The sequence below is a fragment of the Pacificoceanicola niger genome (assembly GCF_048553275.1).
In the GTDB taxonomy this organism is placed as follows: domain Bacteria; phylum Pseudomonadota; class Alphaproteobacteria; order Rhodobacterales; family Rhodobacteraceae; genus Pacificoceanicola.
On the sequence record NZ_JBLZMW010000001.1, the window covers coordinates 220,917 to 243,962 of the forward strand.

The window sequence follows — 23,046 nt, forward strand, 5'->3', positions numbered from 1 at the left end:
TTTATCCGATAACCGCCGAATTGGATTGAGCCCTGCGCGATGACTGTTTCCCGACTTGCCGCGCTCTGCGCGTTGATTTCCGTCCTTGCCCTGCCTGCGACCGCGCAGGAAACATCGACAGAGGCGGTGCTCTTGCCGCATGTGACCGTGGCCCGCGCTGCGCCCGCCGAATTGGTGGATCAGGTGACGGTCTCCGGCAGTACGACGCCGCGCCAGGAGGTGCTGATCTTTCCACGCATCAGCGGCTATGCCTACGTCAGCCTCAATGCCGAGGCGGGCGACGTGGTGAAGGCGGGCGATGTTCTGGCGCGGCTGGAGACGCGGGTGCTCGAAGGTCAATTGGCGCAGGCCAAGGCCGAAGCGGGCAGCGCGCTCGCCTCCGTCGGACAGGCGCGCAGTCAGATTGATTCGGCCAAGGCGACGCTAGTCAACGAAGAGGCCAAGCTCAAGCGGGCGCAGCAACTCTCGCAGCGCGGCAACCTGTCGAATGCCGATCTTGATGCGGCGCAGGCCAGCGCAGAGGCGGCCCGGGCGGCGGCGGCCTCTGCACAGGACGGTCTTGGCGTGGCGGAGGCCTCGGCACAGCGGGCGCAGGCGGCGATGGATATCGCGCAGGCGAACCTCGACGATGCCACGATCACCGCGTCGGTGGACGGGTTGATCCTTGAGCGTTCCGGCAGCCTTGGGATGATCGCCGGAACCGGGGGCGACCCGCTTTTTCGAATGGCGCGCGACGGGGTGATCGAAGTGGAGGCCGAGGTCATCGAGACGGCTCTTGGCCAGATCAACGTCGGCGACCCGGTGAATTTGCAGATTGCCGGGGTCGGGGCGGCGCAGGGCCGGGTGCGTCTGGTTTCACCGTCGGTGAACCCGTCGACGCGGCTTGGCTCGGTTCAAATCGAAGTGCTGGACGCCGGTGTTATCCCGAGTGGCGCGTTTGCCAGCGGCAATGTGATCATCGACCGTCACGAAGGACTGACGGTGCCGGCCTCCGCGGTGCTGAGCGATGGCGGGGAAACCTATGTTCTGCGTATTGGCGAGGATGGCGTGGTGCAACGCGTGCCGGTTCAGGCCGGGCTTTTGACCGGGCAAAAGCGCGAGGTGCTCAGCGGTCTCGACGCGGGCGATGTGGTGATGTTGCGCGCGGGCACCTTCTTTGGCGATGGCGACCGGGTGGCGCCTGTCTTCCCGGATGCGCAGACACAAGAACAGACCAGCGCCGCGGCGCAAGGGGCTGACCAATGAACATGTCGACATGGGCGATCCGCTCGCCGGTCATGCCAGTGGCACTGTTCCTCGTGCTGTGCGTCGCGGGGTTGTTCGGGTTCAAGTCGCTGCCGGTGACGGACATGCCGAACGTCGACATTCCCGTCGTGTCGGTGACCGTCTCACAGTCGGGCGCGGCCCCGGCAGAAATCGTCAACCAGATCATCAAACCGATCGAGGATTCCATCCGGGATGTGACCGGCGTTGACGAAATCAACGCGACGGCGTCGGACTCTCTGGCCTCGATCACGGTTAACTTCGATCTTGGTGTGGAGATTTCCACGGCGGTGGCCGACATCAAGGATGCGGTGGACAGCGTTCGCGCCGATTTGCCCGATGGCATCAACGAGCCGCAGGTGACGCGGGTCGACGTGATCGGTGCGCCGATCCTGACCTATGCCGTCTCGGATCCGACGCGGACCATCGAGGAGCTGAGCTATTTCGTCGACGACGTGGTGGCCCGCGATGTGGGCACGGCAAACGGCGTGGGTGAAGTGCAGCGCAAGGGCGGCGCGGACCGGGCCATCGAGGTCGAACTCGATCCGAACCGGCTCTTGGCGCTTGGCCTGACGGCGACCAATGTGAACAATCAGGTACGCGCGGCCAACGTCAACCTCGGCGGCGGCTCGGGTAGCCTCGCCGGACAGGAGTATGCCATACGGGCGCTGGGCTCGGCGACGACGCTGGAGGCGCTGGCGCAGACACAGATCCTGACCCCGGCTGGCTCGACTGTGCGGCTGGCGGATCTGGGGCGGGTCAAAGACGGCTCCGAGGAGACCAAGAGTTTTGCGCTGCTCGATGGTAATCCCGTGGTGTCGATCGGCGTATTCCGCGCCAGCGGGGCGAGCGATCTGATCGCGGGGGACGCGGCGAAGGAAAAGATCGCTGAGTTGGCCAAGTCCTATCCCGATGCGACCTTCACCCTGATCGACGATGCGACGATCTATACCGAGGGCAGCTACCACGCGGCAATGGATACACTCTACGAAGGGGCGTTCCTTGCGGTTTTCGTGGTGTTCTTGTTCCTGCGCAACTGGCGCGCGACGCTGATCACGGCGCTGGCGCTGCCCTTGTCGATCATCCCGACGTTTATCGTGATGAACATGCTTGGGTTTTCGCTGAACACTGTGTCGCTGCTCGCGATCACGCTGGTGACCGGCATTCTTGTCGACGATGCGATCGTGGAGATCGAGAACATCGTGCGGCACATTCACATGGGAAAACCGGCTTATGAGGCCTCCGAAGAGGCGGCATCCGAGATCGGCATGACGGTGATCGCGATCAGTTTCACGATCGTGGCAGTATTTGCACCTGTGAGCTTCATGTCCGGGATCGGCGGGCAGTTCTTTGAGCAATTTGGCCTGACGGTGGCCGTTGCCGTGCTGTTTTCGCTTCTGGTGGCACGGCTTATCACGCCGATGCTGGCGGCCTATTTCCTCAAGGACGGTGGACCGGCGGAACCGGAGCATGACGGCTTTATCATGCGCCACTACATGCGGATGCTGAACTGGACGCTGCACAACCGGTTGATCACGTTGGTCGCGGGTTTGGGGATCTTTGCGGGATCAATCTATTCGGCGACGCTGCTGCCGTCGGAATTCGTTCCGGCTGCGGATACAGGCCGCAGCATCATCACGGTTGAATTGCCGCCCGGTGTGGAAATCGCGGATATGCGCGAAACGGCGCAGGCGATCACGACCCGGGTGAAGACGGTGCCGGAGGTGCGCTCCGTCTATGTCAACGCGACCAGCGAAACGGATGCGCGGATCACGGTGAATTTTGGCCAGAAAGACGAGCGCAAACGCGGGTTCGAAGCCATCGAAGGCGATATCACCGCCGCGATTGCCGATGTGCCGGATGCGCGGATGATCGTTTCGGAGACCGGTCAGCGCGATGTCACGTTGAACATTCTTGGCGACAGCCAGGAAGCGGTGGCAAGCGCGGCGTCGGCGTTGGCCAAGCAGATCGAAGCCTTGCCGGAGCTGGTGGATGCCCAGACGGATGCGGCGCTGGTGCGGCCCGAGATCCGCATCACCCCACGTCCGGAGCAGGCGGCGGCGCTGGGTGTGTCCGCATCGGCGCTGGCCTCGACGATTCGGATCGCGACACTGGGCGAGAGCGGGTCCAACGTGGCCAAGTTCAACTCCGGTGACCGACAGATTCCGATCATCGTCCGGATGAAGGAGGAGGTGCGCGACGATCTGTCAAAGATGCGCGGGCTGCGCGTGACCTCCAGCCTCGGCGAGCAGGTGCCGCTTGAGGCTGTGGCGGTGTTTTCGCTGTCCGCGGGCGCCAGCACGATCAACCGTGTCGATGGTCGGTTCAGCACGACGGTCTCGGCGAACCTTGTCAATGGCGCTGTGCTTGGCCCGGCAACGGCGGCGGTCTATGCGTTGCCAGCGGCGACCGACATGCCCGACGGTACCGAGATTGCCTCCTCCGGCGATGCCAAGGTGATGGCGGATATCTTCGGTCAGTTCGCGCTGGCGATGTTTGCCGGTATCATGCTGGTTTATGTGGTGCTGGTGGTGCTGTTCGAGAGCTTTGTGACGCCGGTGACAATCCTGCTGTCCCTGCCACTTGCTATCGGGGGGGCGATTTTTGCCCTGTACTTGACAGACAATGCGATTGGTCTGTCTGTGATAATCGGGTTCCTGATGCTGATGGGGATCGTTACGAAGAACGCCATCATGCTTGTGGAGTTCGCGCTTGATGCCATGGCGAGCGGCGTGGGCAGGTCGGAGGCCATGCTGGACGCCTGTCACAAGCGGGCGCGCCCGATCATCATGACGACCATCGCCATGACAGCGGGTATGGTGCCTTCGGCCCTTGCCTTTGGCACCGGGGGCGAATTCCGCTCGCCCATGGCGATCGCCGTGATCGGCGGGCTGCTGCTGTCGACAATGTTGTCGCTGGTCTTTGTGCCGTCGCTGTTCAGCCTGATCGACGGCGGTCGCCGCCGGGCCGTCCAGTTGTTGGTACGCTGGCTCGGGATCAACCGCCGGGTAGAACAGGACGCTTCGTAATACGCGCCGCCCGCCCGATCGCGTAAAAGCACAGCGCGCGAGATAGCCCGTCCGCGCCACTGTGGTCCGGGCCGTGCTGGTCGCCACAAAGAACCGGGGCTGGGGGCGCCCTCGGCCAGCAAGCCGTAGGCGTTGGCGCGCAGCGTTCATCCCACTGCGGGATGGGAGCCGCCGCAGGTGTGTTCAAACCGGATCGACACTTTTTCTATCGGGGCCGCGCCGTTTCCTCGTTTGGGAATGGTGCGGCCCCGGACCTGCCTGAGCAGGGATTGCGGATGCAAGGTCGACCGTCGATCGTGGCACCATGCGGAGTGTGGCTTGGGCAAAGGCGAAGACCCGCCGCAACGACGGGCCGACAGTAACGTGCGGGTCGGCCTGTCTATCCCGTCAAAATCATGGCGCCCTCAGCGCGCCTCGGCCAGCTCGGCGACCATGGCCTTCAACTCGGCGATCTGGGTTTGCATGGCGGTCTGCTCTTCGTGCAGCTGCGCGATGTAGAGATGCGCTTTCTCCAGCTCGTTGAGCATGCCGCCGGTCATGGCGGTGATGTTGAACGGGCCTTCCTCTGCGGTCGGGCCGACGTTTGGAAGGTGCTTTTGCGCGCGCATCATGGCCGCCTGCTCGGGAATCGTCGGCAGCGGATAATCCTCGTCAAACACACGGTCACAGCCAGCGGCACAGGATCCTGCGGTAAAAAGTTCGCCCGACAGGGTCATATCCCCGGTACGGGTCAGCGCCATCTGCACCCCGCCGTCGGAGTGGTTGATCAAGAAACGATTCGGCGCATTGTTCTCATGTACGAAGTACCATTCGGTGCTGGCTGCGGTGTTGGCGAGCGTGAAGTAGGAGCCGCCGTTGTTCTTCATCGCGAACATCTCGCGCACGGCGGAAGGAGAGACGGCGTCGTTCTCGACGATGATCCGGGCCTGACCATCCCTGCGTCCGACATGCAGCGGTGAATCCGGACGGTCGCGGCCCACACCGACAAAACCAGTCGTTCCGGAGACGGTCAGAGAATAGGTCGGGGCGGTGGCTTCGACGATGAAGGGGGTGCGACCGGACACTTCGTCCTTGATGCTGAATCCAGCATTGCCGGCTCCGAGGGTCCATTCGGAATCGTTGCCGCCACCGGACGTGTTGCGATGCAAACGCAGGGCGGCAAAACTGCCATCTTCAAGGTGCAGGCTGGCTTCGGGCAGCGTCGTGCCGAAACCCACCCTTCCGTCCGTAGCGACATAGAGCGCATTGTCACGTGCGCCTGCGTCGATGCGAAAGGGGCTGCTGCCACTGGTTACGTCGGCGACCGAGAAGTACTCATTCCCGGATGCACTTGCGTCATTGATCAGCAGGGCCCAGTCGTTGGTCGGGAACCCGGGCGAGGACGTGTCCTCGAAGTCAAGACGGGTGCTGGTTCCGCTGATCCGGACGGAGCTGGCCGATGCGCTGAGGAAGGTGCTGGTGGGATCATCCGGGCAGGATGTCCCGACACAAAGCTGACTGCGCACAGTGGCATCGCCGGTCGCCACATGGGCTTGCGCGTGCAGGACGGGCGCGGACAGGGTGACAAGCGGAAGCGCCAGCAAGGCGGCGTGGAAAACAGGTTTTCGGGAGGTCGTCGAAGAGTTCATGGAAAGGCCCAATCTATTGGTCGATTAAATGACAGCCGCTGCGCATGAAGGCATCGACCAATCCGGCAAAAAAAATTAGGAGCGTCAATAATGCGCGCCTATGCCAGATGATTTGACTAAAGTATTAATGGCACTTGGTCGTCAAGCAAAGACCGCTTTGGTTGTGTGCTCTGCCGGGCCGAGAGCCATTCTGCCCGGCTGCTCCCGGTCGTCGGTCACTCGGGCAGGGAGAGGCCGATAAGGCCGCGGTAAAATCGCTGCGCTGTAATCCCGACGCCGGCGGTCAGATCAGCGGTTTCCGTTGAGCCAGGCATCGAGATCACGCTGGGCCGCCTCAAGCGTTTCGATATTCAGCGTCCGGGTCACGAGCGCCCGGTTCAACGCCCGCACCCGCTTGTTCAGCGTCAGCGAACCCGCGCCATCCCCCTCCACCCCGAGCTTGTCATAGAGCGACAGCAAGCGGTTTTGCACCGTGCGCAGGGACATGCTGCGGCGTTCGGCGATGGTCTTGTCCTGCAATCCAAGCGCCAGGTCCAGCAGAACCGCGAATTCGCTGTCGTCGAGCGCGGTCCGGGGCGACGCGCCGCGCTTTTGCAGCCGGTGAATTTCGCGGTCGACCATGATCTGCCCTTCGAGCAACACCGCCCGCAGGGCGAGTTTCAGCCGCGCGGGAGAGGCGGTCTTGAGCACATAGCCATAGGCGCTGTCTTCCGGGACGATCCGGGCGATGCCGCGCAGATAGGCCTCATCGGCATAGTTCGACCAGAAGAGGATGCGGCTTTGCGGGCGTTCGGCCCAGAGGGTGCGGGCCGCCTCGATCCCGTTGCGGTGTTCCATCTGAAGGTCCATGACCACCGCGTCGATGCCGCCGAGGCGGGCTTCTTCCTCGCCTTCATAGCCGTTGGACGCATGCAGGATCTCGGTCACCTCGGGCAGCGCCTCGGCGAGCACATCCTGCAGATAGGAGGCGTGGAACTGGTCGTCTTCGACGATGAGCACTCTCATGGCTGCCGCTCCAATGTGACCCTCAGCGCACAGCCGTAGTCGTTGGTGATATCCAGCCCCGCCGAGATCAGCCGCGCCCGCGTCCGGATATGGGCCAGCCCGGAGTGCCGATCCGGCGTGTCGGGCATGCCGCTGCCATTGTCGCGGATCGTCATGGTCAGCCCGCGTGGCGCGTGCGGTGCGATATACACGCCGATGCGGGTTGCCCCGGAATGGCGGGCGGCATTGTTGATCGCCTCTTGCGCAATGCGGAACATCGCCGTGCGCACCGTCGGGTCCAGCCGGTCGGGCGCGCCATCGGTGTCGTCCTGCACGTCTAGGGCGATCGTCTGGTCTCTGACGGCCCGTTCGAGATGCACGCGCACTGCGTGGGCAAAGCCGAACAGCTCCAGCAAGGTCGGCACGGCCGTGTCGATGATCCGGCGCAGATCGGTGATCGTCTCGGAAATGTGCTGACCCAAGCCCGCCCGATCAAGGCGGCCATCCCCGGTCACCGTCCGCAGCAGCCGCGTGAGATCGGCCAGCGTCTGGTCATGCAGATCCATTCCGATGCGTTGGCGTTCCTGTTCGAGCGTCTGGGTCAGTTCGAGCGCGCCCCGGCGCAGCCCCTCTTCGCGGGCGCGCGCCTCCTGTCCGACCTGGGTGGCGCGCTGGGCCTGTTCGGCGGTGTGCAGCGCGTGGAAGTAGGGAGAGAGCACATCGGCCACGTGCTGGGCCCGTGTCACCGTGTCTTCGGAATAGAGCCCCGGGGTGGAATGCGAGATGTTGAGCGTGCCGATGGGCTGCCCCATGACCTTCATCAGCACATGCACCCGCGAGCGCAGCTTGTGATTGAAGATCGGTTCGGAGCAGGCGCCCTCGAAGGTCTGTCGCGGGTCGTGCATGGCGTCCGTGCAAAGCATGAAATCGCAGTGTCCGGTGATCAGCTCGCGTATGGGAGAGGCGTCAACCCGCGTCCGGGCCCGCGACCATCGGGTGCGAATACCGACCTCGTAGCTCGACAGCCAGCCGGGCCGGTCGTTGAGGCACAGGTCGGCATGGGTGAAGGGGATGACTTCGGCAATCTCTCCGGCGACCGCCTCCAGCGCGGTCGCAATATCCGTGCGCTCCGCCAGATGCGCTGAAATGCGCAGGAAGACGTCCCCCTTGGCGGGGGCGGTCAGGCCGTGTGTCATGGGTTCCTCCCGTTGCGCGCTGCGCATTCCCGCAATTGTGACAAGGGTTTTGGGGAAAGGGAACACCAGAGACCGCAAAGAAGGTGCGGGAACCCGCAACATCTCTGCGGGGGGATGCCTTTACAGGGTGTCGCTCTGCACACATCATTGCTGCGACCCGTGTCCGGGAGGGGCCGGGGCGCAAGCGCATGACCGATGCGCGATAGGGAGGAATAACATGACGATTTCGAAGATGCTGCTGGGCGCGGCAACTCTTGCCATGGCCGCCGGAGTGGCGCAGGCCGGCTCTCACCTGTCCGAGACATCGGACAAGCGAATTGCACTATCCAACAACTATGCGGGCAACTCCTGGCGACAGGCGATGCTGCAGACCTGGGAAGAGATCGCCGACAAGGCGGTTGCCGATGGTGTGGTGGCGGCCGGTGATGCCTATACCACGTCGGAAAACCAGGCGACGGAACAGGCCGCGCAAATCCAGAACATGATCCTTCAGGGCTATGATGCGATCGTGCTGAATGCGGCGTCACCGACCGCGCTGAACGGTGCGATCAAGGAAGCCTGCGATGCTGGTGTGACCGTCGTCAGCTTTGACGGCATCGTGACCGAACCCTGCGCATGGCGCATCGCGGTCGATTTCGCCGCCATGGGGCGTGAAGAGGTGGATTATATCGCCTCGCGCCTGCCGGACGGCGGCAATCTGCTGGAAATCCGGGGGCTTGCCGGGGTTTTCGTCGATGACGAGATTTCCAAGGGCATTCACGCGGGCGTCGCGGAGCATGACCAGTTCAAGATTGTCGGGTCGGTGCATGGCGATTGGGCACAGGACGTGGCGCAAAAAGCCGTCGCCGGTGTTCTGCCGTCGCTTCCTGATGTGGTTGGTGTCGTCACGCAGGGCGGCGATGGTTACGGCGCGGCGCAAGCGTTCAAGGCCGCAGGCCGCGACACGCCGCTTATCGTGCTGGGCAACCGTCAGGATGAGCTGAAATGGTGGGCCGAGCAGCGCGACGCCAACGGCTATGAGACGCTTTCGCTGTCGATTGCGCCGGGTGTTGCCTCGTTGGCCTTCTGGGTTGCACAGCAGATCCTCGCCGGGGAAGATGTCCCGAAGGATCTCACTGTGCCGTTCCTGAAGATCACGCAGGACACGCTCGACGAAGCGCTGGCAAACACACCCGAAGGGTCCGTGGCCAATGTGACCTATACGCTGGACGACGCCCAGCAGGTCATCGCTGACGCCAAGTGATGCGTCCATGGGCCGCCTTCCGGGGCGGCCCGCCTTTCTCTTACTCCGAATGGAGCCTTCATGACCCATCATGAAAGCGCCCCGATCGTGACGTTGACCGATGCGGCCAAACACTTCGGCCCGGTCCGCGCGCTCGATGGGGTCAGCCTGTCTGTCGCGCCGGGGGATTGCATCGGCTTGGTCGGCCATAATGGCGCGGGCAAGTCGACCCTGGTAAACCTGATCAATGGCGGGCTTGCGCCGTCCTCCGGCACGATCGCCTTTGCACGCGGCGGCAGTGCGCTGGAGGCCGGGGTGCGCTCCGTGTTTCAGGAATTGTCGCTCTGTCCCAATCTGACCGTGGCGGAAAACCTGCGCATCTCGCATGCGGCACTCAAAGGACCGGGATGGCGCAGGCGGGCGCGGACGGAAATTCTGAGCAGTCTTGATACGGTGTTCCCGGGTCACGGAATCGACCCGGATTCGGAGGTCGACACCCTGTCCATCGCCGAGCGGCAGATGGTCGAGATTGCCATCGGTTTTGCGCCGCGCGGCACGGAGGCGCGGCTGGTGATCCTCGATGAGCCGACATCCTCGCTTGATGCGGGCATTGCCGATCAGCTGCTGGCGCATGTCAAACGGTTCTGCGCGACTGGCGGCGCGGTGGTCTTCATCTCGCATATGCTCGGGGAGGTGTTTGACGTCGCCAGCCGGATCATTGTGCTGAAGGACGGCAAGGTCGTGGCCGAACGCGCCACCGCCGACTTTACGCGGGGCGGCCTTGTCGATGCCATGGGCCATGTCGCGGCAGAGGGCACCGGCGCCGAAGCCGGCGCCCGCAGTTTCGGCGCCGAGGTCATTCACACCGATCAGGGGCTGCGCGCACGCGAGGGCGAGATCGTCGGGCTGTCCGGCCTTGCCGGGCATGGGCAGGCGGCGGCGCTGGCGCGGCTCTACCTCTCGCGTTCGTCTTCCTGGCATGCGCGCAAGTCGCCCGAGGTGGTTTTTGTCGCCGGGGACCGCCCGCGTGACGGGGTGCTGCCGCTGTGGTCGATCCTGCGCAATATCTCCGTTTCGATCCTGCAGCAGGGCGCGCGCCGGGGGCTGGTGGATCGCGCCGCCGAGGCCGACGTGGCCGCCGACTGGAAGACCCGCATCGGCATCCGGACGGAGGACGTCAGCAATCCGATTCTGTCCCTGTCGGGCGGCAATCAGCAAAAGGTGTTGTTTGCCCGCGCGCTGGCCTCGCCCGCGCCGGTTGTGATCATGGACGATCCGATGCGCGGTGTGGATGTGGGCACCAAACAGGATGTCTATGCCATGATCCGCGCCGAGGCCGCCCGGGGACGAACCTTCCTGTGGTATTCGACCGAAACCGAAGAAGTCTGCCAATGCGACAGGGTCTTTGTTTTCCGCAATCACGAGATCAGTGCCGAACTGACCGGCGCGGCGATCACCGAGGAAAAGATCCTCGAAGCCTCTTTTGAGATGCAGGAGGCATCATGAATTTCCTTTCCCGTCACAGGATCATCCTGCCGGTGGTGTCGCTGGCCGTACTTCTGGTCGCGACCTTCTACATGCAGCCGCGCGCCATGAGCTACTTCGGGTTGAACCTGCTGTTCAACCTCGCGGTGCCGATTGCGCTGGCCACGATTGCCCAGATGATGATTATCATGGTCAACGATATCGACCTGTCGCTTGGCGCCTTTGTCAGCCTTGTGGCCTGTGTCACGGCGACGTTTCTCAATGATACGCCAATGCTGGGCCTGCTGATCCTGCTGGCGCTGATCTTGTCCTATGCCCTGATGGGCGCGGTCATCCATGCGCTGGATTTGCCGGCCATCGTTGTCACGCTCGGTATGTCCTTTGTCTGGGGCGGGTTGGCGTTGTTCATCCTGCCCTCGCCGGGCGGTGAAAGCCCCGGCTGGCTGCGGACGCTGATGACGGTCAAGCCGCCCTTTGCGCCCATGGCGGTTGTCGCGGCGATCATCATCGCGGGGGTGACGCATCTGCTGATCATCCGCTCCGGCATTGGCACGGTGCTGCGCGGGGTTGGTGGGAACGCACGCTCGATTGCGCGGGCGGGCTGGCCGGTGATCCGGCTCAAGGCGCTGGCCTATGGATTGGCCGGGCTCTTTGGTGTGCTGGCGGGCATGGCGCTCGTCGGGCTGACGACCTCGGCGGATGCCAATATCGCGCTGCGCTACACGTTGTTGTCGATTGCTGGTGTGATCCTTGGCGGCGGTGAGTTCATCGGCGGCAAGGTCAGCCCGACCGGGGCGGTGATCGGCGCGCTGACACTGACACTTGCCGCGTCCTTCCTGTCCTTCATGCGCTTGTCGCCGGATTGGCAGATCGGCGCGCAGGGGGCGATCCTGATCCTCGTTCTGACCGCCCGCCTGATCTTCAGCCGCAAGGGAGCCGAGGCATGAATCCGTTGAGCAAACCCTGGCTCTGGTCCTGGCTGGCGGCGGCTCTGGCCTTTGCCTTGACGCTTGGCCTGACCTCGGGTCGCGGAGGGGGGGAGCTGGCCTATGCGGCGCTATCCTTTGGGGCCTTTGCCGCCATTGTCGGGCTTGGGCAGATGTTGGTGATCACGCTGGGGCCGGGCAATGTCGATTTGTCCATTCCCGCCACCATGACGCTTTCTGCGACGCTGGCGCTGAAGTCGATGGGCAGTGATCCGGGCACGGCGGTTCTTGGCCTGGGCATCGCGCTGGCCGTGGGGCTTGGCGCGGGGCTGGCCAATTATGCGTTGATCTTCCTGCTGCGGTTGCCGCCGATCATTGCGACGCTCGCCGCCTCGCTGATTTATCAATCGCTTGCCATCTGGTCCAACCGGGGACTGCGCATCAAGCCGCCCGAGGGGCTGGCCGATTTTGCCACCGGGCGATTCATCGGGCTGCCGAATGTGGCATGGGTCGCGCTGTTTCTGGCCGTCGTGGTCTGGGTCATTCTGGAACGCTCGGTCTGGGGCCGCTGGCTGCTGGCCACGGGGCAGAACCTGCGCGTTGCGCGGCTGGCCGGGGTGCCGACCGAAATGGTCCGGGCCAGCACCTATGTCTGTGTCGCCGTATTCGCCTCCGTTGCCGGCTACCTGTTGGCAAGTTTTTCCGGCGGTGCGGCGCTGAACATGGGGCAGGAATACCTGCTCATGTCCATTGCCGTGGTCGTCATCGGCGGCAGTTCCATCGCCGGGGGCAATTCAAACGTGCCCGGCGTCTGGGGCGCGGCGCTCTTCATGTTCCTCGTGGTTTCCATGCTCAACAGCTATGGCGCGGGGGCGGGCGTGCGCAACGTTCTGACCGGAACCATCATCATCGCCATCGTCATCGCCGCCAGCACAAGGAGGACCCGCGCATGATTACCGTGCCGCCGCATCTGGAGATCCACGACGACCGCTTTGCGGCGCTGGTCCACCCCATGTCCACACTCGACGCAATCGCGGAGGGCTTCACCTGGACCGAAGGGCCGGTCTGGTTCGGGGATCACGGTTGCCTGCTTTTCTCGGACATTCCGAGCCAGCGGATCATGCGCTGGTCGGAGCGCGAGGGGGTGTCGCTGTATCGCGGCGGAAGCGCGTTCAACAACGGCAACACGCGCGATCGTCAGGGGCGTCTGATCGGCTGTCGTCACGGCCTGCGCGATGTGGTCCGGACGGAGCATGACGGATCCCTGACGGTGCTGGCCGATCGGTTTGAGGGCAAGCGGCTGAACTCGCCCAATGACGTGGTGGTCAGCGCCGACGGCGCGGTCTGGTTCACCGATCCGACCTATGGGATCATCTCGAATTTCGAAGGCTACCGCAGCGATCCGGAGCAACCGGCGCGGTGCGTTTATCGTCTGTCACCGCAGGGAGCGCTGTCCGTGGTGGTCAGTGACTTCGCGCAGCCCAACGGGCTGTGCTTTTCACCGGATGAGCAATTCCTTTACATTGCGGAAAGCGGCTCAAGCCACGACGAAACCGTTCCCTCGGTCATTCGCAAATTCGCGGTCGAAGGGGCGACGCTGCGCGAGGTCGGTCCGTTTGCCACGATCGACACGGGCCTGCCCGATGGCATGCGCTGTGATATAGAGGGCAACCTGTGGTCCTCGGCGGCAGACGGGGTGCATTGCTTTGCGTCGGATGGGACGCTTCTGGGCAAGATCCGCGTGCCGCAGGTTGTTTCCAACCTGTGTTTTGGCGGGCAGGACGGACACCGGATGTTCATCACCGCGACCACATCGGTCTATAGCCTTTTTGTCGATGTCAAAGGCGCCGAACCCTGGACGCGGGGGCAATAGCGTCGGGGTCTGGCGCATGGACTGCGGGCGCCGGGCGCCTTTCGTCACTGTCCTGGCCTCTGTTGGGTCTGGCACAGGGCGCTGCTACCTCGGGCTGGATTTCTTCCTTTGATTTCAGCATCCCGGAATCCCGAGGCAGCGCCGGACCTGCAAAACCATGTGGGCAGGCGGGTGTCTTGTCACACATCCGTTGGATCGGAGCGATGAACAGTCGATCCTGCCCTGAGACCAGATTTTGCGGATGTCGTCACATGGTTTGAGGCCGTTTTTAACCCAGTTCGCCCGGATGCGAAAAGGGACCGCTTGGTGCAAATGTTTGACAAACGCCCGCGTGGTCTTTCGGTCCGCCTTTTCCTCGAACTGAGTGTGTGCAAACGGGCAGCAACCGTTGGCGGAGGGGCCGGAAGACAATCACCCGGCGCCCCTTGCAATCCACAACCCTTTCGAGGCCGACCAGACCAATCGCATCCCAACTGCCATGCGGGACACACGAGGCCAATCCTTCAAGGGGTCGGGCCGCCCCTATAAAATCAGGAGAGTGCGTTCTGAAAGCAGAACGACCCTCCAACGCAATTGCCTATGACGTCAAAGCTGTGACATAGGCCTCCCGGATCGACGCATGGACATCGCGCGATGCGACGGCGTCACCGATCAGATGGGCTTTGCCAAGGAATTGCGGGCTGGATTTCAAGTCGGCATAGAGCGCATTCAGCGGGCTTGTTCCCCGTTCCACGACAATCTGATCGGCTTCAACGGTGACGGTTTGACCGCTGAACGTATTGGCGAAGGTCGCGACGATGCCCGCGCCTGCGCTTTCGACCTTGATCAGGTCCAGATCGGCCCTGACATCAACGCCTTCTTCGGCAAAGCGCTTTCGGTATCCCGTGTTGTCCTGATATGGCATTTCCTGCCCGACAACGCCGTCGATGGTGGCGAATGTCACCCTGCTGCCAGCTTTTCGGGCCTGCAGTGCACTGGAGGGGGCGGGCGCGCGTCCGGTTCCGTCGTGGATCAGCACATGATCGGCCCGGGGGATCGCACCCGAGAGGAAATCCCAGGTGGATTTGCACAGATCGGCACCGTCGAACCCGTCGAGGTCCGGCACCCCGCCAGTCGCAACAAATACGGTATCGGGAGCCTCGGCCATGACCTCTTCCAACTCGGCGTAACAGTTGGTTCGAATATCGACACCCAGCCGGTTCAATTCCGCAATTCGCCAGTCCACGATCCCGATCAGCTTGTCGCGTTCCGGGGCCCGCGCTGCAAGAAGCAGCTGGCCACCAAGGTCTGTCGCCGCTTCCAGCAACACGACCGAGTGCCCCCGCAGGGCGCAGACGCGCGCCGCTTCCATGCCGGCGACGCCGCCCCCGACCACAACAACACGGCCCGGCGTGTCGGCTGGGGATACGTGATGCGGAATGGTCAGTTCATTGCCTGTGGCGGCGTTGTGAATGCAGGTTGCCTTTTTATACAGGCAATAGGATGCGCCCACGCAGGGGCGGATGCGTTCTTCGGTGCCTGCCAGCAGATGCTGCACCAGATGCGGGTCGGTCAGGTGCGCGCGGGTCATGCCGACCAGATCGACAATGCCTTCACGGATCGCATGGCGGGCGGTGGCCGTATCGCGAATGCCGCCCGCATGGATCAGCGGCAGGCTCACTTCCTTGCGAAACCGCGCGACAGACGACAGGTAGGGGGCGTCGGTTTGGAACATGCCCGGCATGTTGTCTTCCGACAGGAGCAGGTCGCTGTCCATCCGCCCATAGATCGCGTCAAAGAAATCAAGCAGCCCTTCTCGTTCGAACATCCGGGCCAACGCGATCCCGTCATCAGGTGTCAGGCCGCCTTCCGTGCCTTCGTCGATCACGAGGCGGATGCCGACGGCAAAGTCGGGGCCCACGGCCTCGCGGATGGCTTCATGCACCATCAGCCCAAAGCGGGCGCGGTTTTCCAGCGAACCGCCGAATGCGTCGGTGCGCTGATTGGCCAGCGGCGACATGAACTGTCCGATCAGGTGGCCGCCGCAAAGGGTCTCCACACCATCCAGACCACCCTCCTGCGCACGCCTGGCTGCGCGGGCATAGTCGTCGATGACGCGGTCGATGTCGTCACGGTCCATCTCGCGCGGGAAGCCACGGCTGCGTACCTCGCGGATGGGCGAGGGGGCGATAACCGCGGACCAGTCGCCGTGAAACGCATTGGCACGGCGTCCGAGATGCGAGATCTGGCTCATCACGGCGGCACCGTGCGTGTGTACCCGCGCGGACAGCTCTTGCAGGTAGGGGATAATGCGGTCGGTGCTGAAGTCGAGTTGCCCGCCGCCCCAACTGGAATCGCGCGACACCATTGCGCTGCCGCCGATCATCGTCATGGCCAGACCGCCGCGCGCCTTTTCCTCGTGATAGGCTTGGTAGCGGTCTGCGGGCATGGCCATGCTGTCATTCATCGACGCGTGGCTGGTGCTGACGACCCGGTTGCGCAGGGTCAGCTTGCCCAGTTTGAAAGCAGACAGCAGTGGGTCTTTGGATGCGGGAGGTGTCATGGCGGCGCTCCTTGCGTGTTTGCGAGCAGCATCAACCGTATGGACAATTCAAGATAGCTTGAAAAAACAGGAAATCTCTATACGCTGAGCGTATGACCGAGCTGGCGCGACTGATCACCTCTCCAAAATCGCTGCTGGTGTTCGAAGCCGCCGCGCGGCACGGCAGCTTCACGCGGGCAGCCAAGGATTTCAACATTTCGCAGCCATCGATCAGCCGCAACATCGCGCAGCTGGAACAGGACATTGGCCAGCCGCTGTTCGTGCGGGGCGCGGGCGGCGCGCATTTGACGGATGCGGGACGTTTGCTCTTTGGTGCCACCACCGATGGTTTGGGGCGTATCGCGGAGGCGATAGACACCCTGCGCGCGCAAAGCATGGCATCCGACAGCGAGTTGGTTTTGTCGCTCTCCAACGCCTTTGTCACGAATTGGCTGGTGTCGCGGTTGGCGGCCCTGACCGAACAGTTCCCCCACGCGGTCCTGCGGTTTGATCTGGTTTCGGGCACGCGCACATCGGTGGCGGGCGAGGTTGATCTTGCCACCTTGATCACCGATGCCGCGCCGGACGCGGTAGTTTTGGCACCCGAGGTCATCGTGCCGGTGTGCAGCCCCGAATATCTTGCGGCGCATGGCGGGGCATTGGCGCCGGATCCCGAGGGGGGCTGGGCCGGTCATACGTTCCTGCACTTGTCAGATCATCCGGGCACGATTTGGGATCCGGTCCTGGGCACCAGTCCAGAGGCGCGCGGCCAAGCCGTTTGGCACGTGTTTTCCGACTACGCCGCGATCATTCAGGCCGCGACGGATGGCACTGGCATTGTCTTGGGGTGGTTGAATGTGGTGGCCGGCAGCCTGCGCAGCGGGCGACTTGTGCCCGCGTGGCAGGGGCGCTGGATCGACACAGGACGGGTTGTCCGGCTGCTGTCCACACGGCCAGGCCCGATGCGGCCCGTGGCGCGCGAAATTGCCCAATGGCTGTGCGATCGGATGGCCGAGGATCTGGAGGCTGTGGCGCGTCTGGGCGCGGGTCCGAAAGGCGTGCGTGTCAGTGCAGCAGATTGTGTCAGACAAAGCGAGGATTCGGTAGAATAATCCATCAATTCCGATCAATACTGGAGCCGGCACAGGTAATGGCGTTTGTGTCTCGGAGTTGAGCCTCAGGAACCGTTTGATGCAGTCCAATGCCAGTGACGCGAGCGACCAGTTAGCAAAAATGCGTGCGAGCAGTGCAGCCAGCGCCGCGCGATACAAGGCGTTCATGTCCCGTTCCACGCCTGAGGATGAGGAACGGTTGTTGTTGGACACCTTTGAGGCGACGATCCGGCGCATCACGCCGGACGACCGCCCATTGCTGCACGAACTGACGGTCTCGGTGTTCTGGCCTCACAAGGCACGTGATCTCGATACCTTTCTGGCGCTCGGACAGGGGTACATCGCGCTGGACGAAATCGGGCGCCCGATCGGGTCCGCGATGTATTTCACGATGGGAACCGATTTTGCGATGCTCGGCATGATGGTGACAACGCCGCGCCTGCAGGCACTGGGCGCGGGCCGTCGGTTGCTGCGGCGCATCCTGAAAGACTGCGAAGGCCGTGACCTGCGGCTCTCGGCAACGAAGTCAGGATTTTGGCTGTATGAATCCGCAGGCTTCGAGACGGTCGCCACAATCTCGCAACAACAGGGGATGGTGCGTCCGATCCACCTGCCTGAGCCCGCCCATGGCCTGACGCTGCGCGCGTTGCAGCCATCGGACCACGCGGCGGTTCAGGCGCTGGACCGGCACGCATACGGGGCCGCGCGAACCGACGTGCTGGATGCGATGGGGCGGCTGTCCACGGGGGCGGTCGTGGTGGAGCGCGCCGGTGCGGTCTGCGGTTTCGCGATGATGCGCGACTTTGGCAAAGGGGCGGTGATCGGGCCGGTTGTCGCCGAACACGACCAGATGGCCATGCAATTGTGCGCCCCGCTGCTACAGCAATGCGAGGGCCGTTTCGCCCGTCTGGACACGCCCCAGCACAGCGACCATTTCAAGGCATTTCTGAACGCGGCCGGATTGGGTGTGTTCGACACGGTGACAGAAATGCGCATTGGCCTGTCTCGCCGTGCGACGGATGGTGCCTTGCTGTACGGTCTGGCCTCGCATTCGCTGGGATAGGTCAGAGCGATCGGCGACGGGGGCGTTGCAGCCCCCGCCCGGTCACGACAGGCGATCTTTCAATCCGAACCAAAGCCCCACCATGGGCAGGAACCACGGCTTGCCGCTGTGCATCGGAATGGCAGGCCAATCCAGCCCTGCAAGGGGGTTAGTGTCTTGCCGTCCCAGTGCCATATCCGCCAGCGCCTGACCGATCAGCGTCGACATTTGCGCGCCGTGGCCGGAATAGCCCATGCCGTAGATCATTCCGTCCGCCTCGCCCGCGCGGGGAAAGCGGTCCTTGGTCATGCCGACAAGACCGCCCCAGCAATAGTCGATCTGAATGTCTGCCAGGTGCGGAAAGATTGCCGCCATCGACTTGCGCAGGATTTCACCCGATTTGGCGTCGGACCGTTGGTCGGACACCGCCGAGAACCGCGCGCGACCGCCAAAGATCAGCCGATTGTCGGGGGAAAGGCGGAAGTAGTTGCCGATGTTCAGGGAGGTCACGCAGGTGCGGTTGCCGGGCAGGGTCGCTGCGATCTCATCCTCGGTCAGAGGGCGCGTCGCGATGATGAACGAGCCCACCGAAATGATGCGCCGCCGGAAGTATGCCAGCGGCTTTTTCGCGTGTGCGCCGGAATAGGCCCCGGTGGCCGCGATCACGCGATCGGCGGTGATCTTGCCCTTTGGGGTGGTCAATTCCCATCCTGTGCCGCATCGCGCACGCGCGATGACAGGGGCGTGTTCCCAGATCAACGCGCCATGGCGGTGCGCCGCCTCTGCCAGCCCGTTCACATAGCGCCCCATGTGCATCATCGCGGATTTTTCGTAGATCATCGCGCCGTGAAAGGCGTCCGAGCCAATTTCCTGTGCAAGATCCGCCTTGTCGATCCAGCGCGTGTCCGGATCGACATCCCTGTTGAGCACCTCGAAGCCGGCGCGCAGACCGGCAACGTGCGACGGTTTCGATGCCAGTTTCAGCTTGCCCGAGCGGCGGAAGTCACAGACGATCTTCTCCTCTTCTATAACATCCTCGATCATGTCGATCGACCGGTCGTAGGCCTTGTAGAGCGCGCGCGCGCGATCGGCGCCGAAGTGGTCCCTGGCCTCGGCGTATCCATGCGCCATGCCATTGTTCAGATGGCCACCATTGCGCCCGGATCCCCCCGCGCCGATGTGATCGGCCTCAAACAGGGCGACGCCGACACCTTCGCGGGCCAGTTTGCGCGCGGCATTCAGCCCGGTAAAGCCGCCCCCGATCACGGCCACATCGACATGGCCGGTCACGGGGCCGATCTGCGCGTTGCCAAAGGGCGTCGCGGTGTCGTGCCAGTATGACATGTACTTCATGGTGTGCTCCGGCCCCTTACAGGCCGACGACGGCGGCAAGCCCGGAGACATCTTTCAACTCGGTATAGCCGTAATAGGGGTTTGCAGGCTCGTGACCACGGTTTACCCAGACCTTGTTCTTGATGCCAAGGTCATGGGCGGTCATGAGATCATAGCGGAAGCTGGACGAGACGTGCAGCACATCCTCGGGGCCGCATCCAAGCATGTCGAACATGTATTCAAACGCCTGCATCTGCGGTTTATAGGCCCCGGCGCTTTCGGCGGTGTACACATGTGCGATGGGCGCGCCCAGTTTTTCGATGTTGTGAGGGATTTGCTCGTTCATCGAGTTGGTCAGGGCCACCAGCGGGATCTTGTCGGCAACCTTGGCCAGACCGGCGGGGACATCGGCATGCGGACCCCAGGTCGGAACGCGGGTATAGATGTCCGCCGCAACCGCGGGATCAAAGGCCACGCCATTGCGTTTGCAGGTGCGTTCCAGCGCGTTGTAGACGACATCGGCATAGGGCTTCCACGCGCCCAGCACCTCATCCAGCCGGTAGGCCGAGAAATCGGCGATGAATTTGTCCATCTTTTCCGGCGAGAGTGTGTCGGCGTAATGCGCACGGGCGGCGCCGGCCATGTCGAAAAAGATCATGGTGCCGTGGCAGTCAAAGGTGATGAATTTGGGGCGAAAGGTCATTTCGTTCTCCGAGCTTCTGTTCGCTTCATAGTCACCCGCATTTCGCCACAGCGCTTGCCGCGTTTGAGGTTTTAAAAGCACGAAATAGCGAATGTGGCGCGACCTGCGGCACGACCTGCCGCGGGACGCGCGTCTTTGGTCGCGATGTCTGCGCGGGCGGTGGCAGTCTGCGTGCAACGCCCTCAAACGCGCGCCATGCGCCCTTCAAGGAATGCCTTTCCATGCCCTATATCGTCGCGATTCCAAGCACTCCGGATTTTGCACCGCGCAAGGATGAAGCCGTGCCCGAACGCCTGATCGAGGGTGCGCCCTCCTTCCAGACATGGGAGCTGGACATGGCGCTTGCCGAGGCCGCGCAGTGGGGCAAGATCCGCACTGGCGTCTGGGAAGCGCCGCCTGGCACAACCATTTCGATCAAGGGCGACACCTTCGAATTCTGCCATATCCTGTCGGGTCGGGTCGAGATCACCGAAGACGGTGGTGACACATTTCCCTTTGCGGCCGGTGACAGCTTTGTCATGAAGCCGGGCTTTGTGGGCAAGTGGAAGACCATCGAGACCGTGCGCAAGATTTTTGTCATCGCGTCCTGAGCGAGGTTGGTGACAATGAACCTTTCTCCCGCTGATCTGCTTGACCGTCTTGTCGGTTTCCCGAGTGTCGTTGGTACACCCAATGGCGCGTTGATGGCGTTCATCGCAGACTACCTTGAGGCGTATGACGTGCCCTTTCGCCTGCTGAAAGGGCCAGAGGGCGACCGCTACAATCTTTTCGCGACCATCGGCGACGCGTCTGTGCCGGGATATATCCTGTCGGGGCATGTGGATGTCGTCCCCGCGCAAGAACCCGAGTGGGAAGCCGATCCGTTTGTCATGAGGCGCGAGGCGGGTCGCCTGATTGGCCGGGGCTGTTGTGATATGAAAGGGTTCGTCGCGGCAGTGCTGGGCGCGGTTCCCGCATTGAAGGCCATGACCCTGACCGCACCGATCCACATCGCCTTGTCCTATGACGAAGAGGCCGGGTGCCGTGGCGTGCCGCACATGCTGGCGGCGTTGCCGGACCTGTGTGCTGCCCCCTTGGGGTGCATCGTGGGTGAACCGACGGGCCTTGTGCCGGTGTTGGCGCACAAGGGCAAGGCCGCGCTCCGGCTGATGTCCCAAGGGCGCGCGGGCCACAGCTCGCGCCCCGATCTGGGGGTGAACGCCATTCATGCGTTGCTGCCCGCCCTGCTGGCAGCCACGGCGCAGGCAAAGGCGTTGGAGACCGGCCCGCAGGACCCGCGTTTTGCACCGCCTTACTCCAGTCTGCAGATCGGCACGATCAATGGCGGGCAGGCGATCAACATCATCCCCGAAGCCGCACAGGCCGATATGGAAGCGCGGGCCATCGCGGGTGTCGATCCACAGTCCTTGTTGGCCCCTGTTCTGGCGACGCTCCCGGACGGTGTGCGGTCAACCTGGTTGTCGAGCTATCCGGCGCTGGCGCTGGACGCGGATCATCCGCTTGCCGGGCTGGTGGTCGACATCTCCGGGCAGACGCCGGTGGGTGCCGTCAGTTTCGGGACCGAGGCAGGACTGTTTCAGCAGGCGGGCGTGCCGTCGATCATCTGCGGCCCCGGCGACATTGGCCGCGCCCATCGCCCCGAGGAATACCTGACGGAGGACGAATTGCAGGGCGCGGTCGACATGATCCTGGCGTTGGGCCGCAAGCTGGCTGACGCATGAGATGCCGGTCGACAGCATATCCTGCGGCAACGCTGTGAGTATCCCACCAAAACTGCTGCCCGCGCGGGAGAACAGGGCGAAACTGCCAGCCCTCTGCCACTACGCTGCAGGCAGAACAAGACGGACCACCTCATGACCCAGACCAAACCCGACAGCACCGCGCTGTCCCGGAACAAAATCAGCTTTGAACCCTTCACGCAAAGCCACATCGCCGAAGCGCTTGAATTGTCGCGAGCGGTTGGCTGGCCACACCGCGCCGAAGACTGGGCGCTGAACCTTTCGGTGTCCGAAGGCGTCGTGGCGCTTGCAAACGGCCGGGTCGTGGGCACGGCGCTTTGTTCCAGCTTCGGCGCGGTTGCGACGCTGAACATGATCATCGTCGATGCGGCAATGCGGGGCCGGGGTTTGGGGCGCGCGTTGATGGAGCGGGTGATTGCCTTGGGCGAAGCGCGCGAGTTGCGGCTTGTGGCGACGGCAGACGGATTGCCGCTGTATGAAAAGCTGGGATTCAAGGCCGTAGGCCGGATATTGCAGCATCAGGGCGTCGCGAATGCCGCGCCGCCGGAGTTGCCTGTCACCACCGGCACCCTGAACGACATCGCCGGTCTGGTGCGGATGGATACGGCGGCCTCGGGACTGTCGCGCGAGGGGCTGCTGTCTGCCATCGTGGCCGAGGGCGACCTTCTGACCGCTGCCGGGGGCTTTGCCGTGGTGCGTGGTTTCGGTCGCGGCAAGGTGATTGGGCCCATTGTCGCCAGGGATGCCGCCACCGCGCGGGCGCTGATGGCTGAAGCGTCGGTGCGCTGCGCTGGCCGGTTCCTGCGCGTCGATCTTGTCGGACAGGCCGAGGATGAGGGCGGCGGGCTTGCTGTCTATGCCCGGCAACTTGGCCTTGCCTCTGCCGGTGGGGGTATCGCCATGCACTGTTGCGCGCGGCCCGCCGAGGCATCGGATTTCAACACTTACGCTTTTGTGTCGCAGGCACTGGGCTGACCCATTCGGAGACTGA

General features: G+C 63.4%; 18 protein-coding genes. 12 read left to right on the plus strand and 6 right to left on the minus strand.

The window, feature by feature from the left end:
• Nucleotides 1-39: 39 nt before the first annotated feature.
• Both ACN2XU_RS01105 and ACN2XU_RS01110 read left to right on the plus strand, forming a co-directional pair.
• Nucleotides 40-1,245, plus strand: coding sequence for an efflux RND transporter periplasmic adaptor subunit (locus ACN2XU_RS01105; protein ID WP_419408535.1), 1,206 nt, complete (start codon nucleotides 40-42; stop codon nucleotides 1,243-1,245).
• Nucleotides 1,242-4,292 (plus strand): efflux RND transporter permease subunit, encoded by a 3,051-nt coding sequence (locus ACN2XU_RS01110; protein WP_419408536.1) that lies wholly within the window; start codon nucleotides 1,242-1,244, stop codon nucleotides 4,290-4,292. Before ACN2XU_RS01105 ends, ACN2XU_RS01110 begins: the two co-directional genes overlap by 4 nt.
• A 404-nt stretch (nucleotides 4,293-4,696) precedes the next feature.
• Here the strand turns inward: ACN2XU_RS01110 and ACN2XU_RS01115 are convergent, their stop codons facing one another.
• The 3 genes from ACN2XU_RS01115 to ACN2XU_RS01125 form a co-directional block, all read right to left on the minus strand.
• The gene (locus ACN2XU_RS01115; protein ID WP_419408537.1) at nucleotides 4,697-5,920 is read right to left on the minus strand and encodes a hypothetical protein; all 1,224 of its coding nucleotides are present in this window, start codon (nucleotides 5,918-5,920) and stop codon (nucleotides 4,697-4,699) included.
• Nucleotides 5,921-6,208: 288 nt separating this feature from the next.
• A complete protein-coding gene (locus tag ACN2XU_RS01120) occupies nucleotides 6,209-6,925 on the minus strand; it encodes a response regulator (protein WP_419408538.1) in 717 nt (238 codons plus the stop codon).
• On the minus strand, nucleotides 6,922-8,100 hold the full coding sequence (locus ACN2XU_RS01125) for a sensor histidine kinase (protein WP_419408539.1): 1,179 nt from the start codon (nucleotides 8,098-8,100) through the stop codon (nucleotides 6,922-6,924). Before ACN2XU_RS01125 ends, ACN2XU_RS01120 begins: the two co-directional genes overlap by 4 nt.
• 217 nt (nucleotides 8,101-8,317) lie before the next feature.
• Between ACN2XU_RS01125 and ACN2XU_RS01130 the strand changes: the two genes are divergently transcribed.
• Genes ACN2XU_RS01130 through ACN2XU_RS01150 form a run of 5 tightly spaced genes read left to right on the plus strand, consistent with a single transcriptional unit; the run spans nucleotide 8,318 to nucleotide 13,606 of the window.
• Nucleotides 8,318-9,343, plus strand: a complete 1,026-nt coding sequence (locus tag ACN2XU_RS01130) for an ABC transporter substrate-binding protein (protein WP_419408540.1) — start codon at nucleotides 8,318-8,320, stop codon at nucleotides 9,341-9,343.
• Nucleotides 9,344-9,403: 60 nt separating this feature from the next.
• Nucleotides 9,404-10,828 (plus strand): sugar ABC transporter ATP-binding protein, encoded by a 1,425-nt coding sequence (locus ACN2XU_RS01135; protein WP_419408541.1) that lies wholly within the window; start codon nucleotides 9,404-9,406, stop codon nucleotides 10,826-10,828.
• On the plus strand, nucleotides 10,825-11,754 hold the full coding sequence (locus ACN2XU_RS01140; RefSeq protein ID WP_419408542.1) for an ABC transporter permease: 930 nt from the start codon (nucleotides 10,825-10,827) through the stop codon (nucleotides 11,752-11,754). The genes ACN2XU_RS01135 and ACN2XU_RS01140 overlap by 4 nt, the downstream gene beginning before the upstream one ends.
• Nucleotides 11,751-12,686 carry an ABC transporter permease gene (locus ACN2XU_RS01145; protein ID WP_419408543.1) on the plus strand — a complete coding sequence of 312 codons (936 nt, stop codon included), beginning with the start codon at nucleotides 11,751-11,753 and terminating at the stop codon, nucleotides 12,684-12,686. The genes ACN2XU_RS01140 and ACN2XU_RS01145 overlap by 4 nt, the downstream gene beginning before the upstream one ends.
• Nucleotides 12,683-13,606, plus strand: coding sequence for an SMP-30/gluconolactonase/LRE family protein (locus ACN2XU_RS01150; protein WP_419408544.1), 924 nt, complete (start codon nucleotides 12,683-12,685; stop codon nucleotides 13,604-13,606). Before ACN2XU_RS01145 ends, ACN2XU_RS01150 begins: the two co-directional genes overlap by 4 nt.
• A 577-nt stretch (nucleotides 13,607-14,183) precedes the next feature.
• Here ACN2XU_RS01150 and ACN2XU_RS01155 read toward each other — a convergent pair.
• Nucleotides 14,184-16,148 carry an oxidoreductase gene (locus ACN2XU_RS01155; RefSeq protein ID WP_419408545.1) on the minus strand — a complete coding sequence of 655 codons (1,965 nt, stop codon included), beginning with the start codon at nucleotides 16,146-16,148 and terminating at the stop codon, nucleotides 14,184-14,186.
• Between the two features lie 92 nt (nucleotides 16,149-16,240).
• On the opposite strand from ACN2XU_RS01155, the gene ACN2XU_RS01160 reads away from it, so the two are divergent.
• Together ACN2XU_RS01160 and ACN2XU_RS01165 are read left to right on the plus strand one after the other, a co-directional pair.
• The gene (locus ACN2XU_RS01160; RefSeq protein WP_419408546.1) at nucleotides 16,241-17,239 is read left to right on the plus strand and encodes a LysR family transcriptional regulator; all 999 of its coding nucleotides are present in this window, start codon (nucleotides 16,241-16,243) and stop codon (nucleotides 17,237-17,239) included.
• Nucleotides 17,240-17,405: 166 nt separating this feature from the next.
• Nucleotides 17,406-18,302, plus strand: coding sequence for a GNAT family N-acetyltransferase (locus ACN2XU_RS01165; protein WP_419408547.1), 897 nt, complete (start codon nucleotides 17,406-17,408; stop codon nucleotides 18,300-18,302).
• 42 nt (nucleotides 18,303-18,344) lie between these two features.
• On the opposite strand, the gene ACN2XU_RS01170 is transcribed toward ACN2XU_RS01165, so the two are convergent.
• Together ACN2XU_RS01170 and ACN2XU_RS01175 are read right to left on the minus strand one after the other, a co-directional pair.
• Nucleotides 18,345-19,634, minus strand: a complete 1,290-nt coding sequence (locus tag ACN2XU_RS01170; protein ID WP_419408548.1) for an NAD(P)/FAD-dependent oxidoreductase — start codon at nucleotides 19,632-19,634, stop codon at nucleotides 18,345-18,347.
• 16 nt (nucleotides 19,635-19,650) lie between these two features.
• Nucleotides 19,651-20,316, minus strand: a complete 666-nt coding sequence (locus ACN2XU_RS01175) for a haloacid dehalogenase type II (protein ID WP_419408549.1) — start codon at nucleotides 20,314-20,316, stop codon at nucleotides 19,651-19,653.
• Nucleotides 20,317-20,537: 221 nt separating this feature from the next.
• Between ACN2XU_RS01175 and ACN2XU_RS01180 the strand changes: the two genes are divergently transcribed.
• The 3 genes from ACN2XU_RS01180 (at nucleotide 20,538) to ACN2XU_RS01190 (ending at nucleotide 23,030) form a co-directional block, all read left to right on the plus strand.
• On the plus strand, nucleotides 20,538-20,906 hold the full coding sequence (locus ACN2XU_RS01180) for a cupin domain-containing protein (RefSeq protein ID WP_419408550.1): 369 nt from the start codon (nucleotides 20,538-20,540) through the stop codon (nucleotides 20,904-20,906).
• Between the two features lie 15 nt (nucleotides 20,907-20,921).
• Entirely contained in the window at nucleotides 20,922-22,037 is a 1,116-nt protein-coding gene (gene argE, locus ACN2XU_RS01185; protein WP_419408551.1) for an acetylornithine deacetylase, read from the plus strand.
• 132 nt (nucleotides 22,038-22,169) lie between these two features.
• Complete coding sequence (locus tag ACN2XU_RS01190) at nucleotides 22,170-23,030, plus strand: GNAT family N-acetyltransferase (RefSeq protein WP_419408552.1); 861 nt, start codon at nucleotides 22,170-22,172, stop codon at nucleotides 23,028-23,030.
• The last annotated feature ends 16 nt before the right edge of the window (nucleotides 23,031-23,046 follow it).

Excerpts from the sequence above, each read along its gene's own strand:
- ACN2XU_RS01145 (WP_419408543.1), top strand. The coding sequence starts at position 11,751 with ATGAATCCGTTGAGCAAACCCTGGCTCTGGTCCTGGCTGGCGGCGGCT.
- argE (WP_419408551.1), top strand. The coding sequence starts at position 20,922 with ATGAACCTTTCTCCCGCTGATCTGCTTGACCGTCTTGTCGGTTTCCCG.
- ACN2XU_RS01165 (WP_419408547.1), top strand. The coding sequence starts at position 17,406 with ATGTCCCGTTCCACGCCTGAGGATGAGGAACGGTTGTTGTTGGACACC.
- ACN2XU_RS01140 (WP_419408542.1), top strand. The coding sequence starts at position 10,825 with ATGAATTTCCTTTCCCGTCACAGGATCATCCTGCCGGTGGTGTCGCTG.
- ACN2XU_RS01135 (WP_419408541.1), top strand. The coding sequence starts at position 9,404 with ATGACCCATCATGAAAGCGCCCCGATCGTGACGTTGACCGATGCGGCC.
- ACN2XU_RS01160 (WP_419408546.1), top strand. The coding sequence starts at position 16,241 with ATGACCGAGCTGGCGCGACTGATCACCTCTCCAAAATCGCTGCTGGTG.
- ACN2XU_RS01175 (WP_419408549.1), bottom strand. The coding sequence starts at position 20,316 with ATGACCTTTCGCCCCAAATTCATCACCTTTGACTGCCACGGCACCATG.
- ACN2XU_RS01115 (WP_419408537.1), bottom strand. The coding sequence starts at position 5,920 with ATGAACTCTTCGACGACCTCCCGAAAACCTGTTTTCCACGCCGCCTTG.
- ACN2XU_RS01170 (WP_419408548.1), bottom strand. The coding sequence starts at position 19,634 with ATGAAGTACATGTCATACTGGCACGACACCGCGACGCCCTTTGGCAAC.
- ACN2XU_RS01155 (WP_419408545.1), bottom strand. The coding sequence starts at position 16,148 with ATGACACCTCCCGCATCCAAAGACCCACTGCTGTCTGCTTTCAAACTG.
- ACN2XU_RS01180 (WP_419408550.1), top strand. The coding sequence starts at position 20,538 with ATGCCCTATATCGTCGCGATTCCAAGCACTCCGGATTTTGCACCGCGC.
- ACN2XU_RS01125 (WP_419408539.1), bottom strand. The coding sequence starts at position 8,100 with ATGACACACGGCCTGACCGCCCCCGCCAAGGGGGACGTCTTCCTGCGC.
- ACN2XU_RS01130 (WP_419408540.1), top strand. The coding sequence starts at position 8,318 with ATGACGATTTCGAAGATGCTGCTGGGCGCGGCAACTCTTGCCATGGCC.
- ACN2XU_RS01150 (WP_419408544.1), top strand. The coding sequence starts at position 12,683 with ATGATTACCGTGCCGCCGCATCTGGAGATCCACGACGACCGCTTTGCG.
- ACN2XU_RS01120 (WP_419408538.1), bottom strand. The coding sequence starts at position 6,925 with ATGAGAGTGCTCATCGTCGAAGACGACCAGTTCCACGCCTCCTATCTG.
- ACN2XU_RS01110 (WP_419408536.1), top strand. The coding sequence starts at position 1,242 with ATGAACATGTCGACATGGGCGATCCGCTCGCCGGTCATGCCAGTGGCA.
- ACN2XU_RS01105 (WP_419408535.1), top strand. The coding sequence starts at position 40 with ATGACTGTTTCCCGACTTGCCGCGCTCTGCGCGTTGATTTCCGTCCTT.
- ACN2XU_RS01190 (WP_419408552.1), top strand. The coding sequence starts at position 22,170 with ATGACCCAGACCAAACCCGACAGCACCGCGCTGTCCCGGAACAAAATC.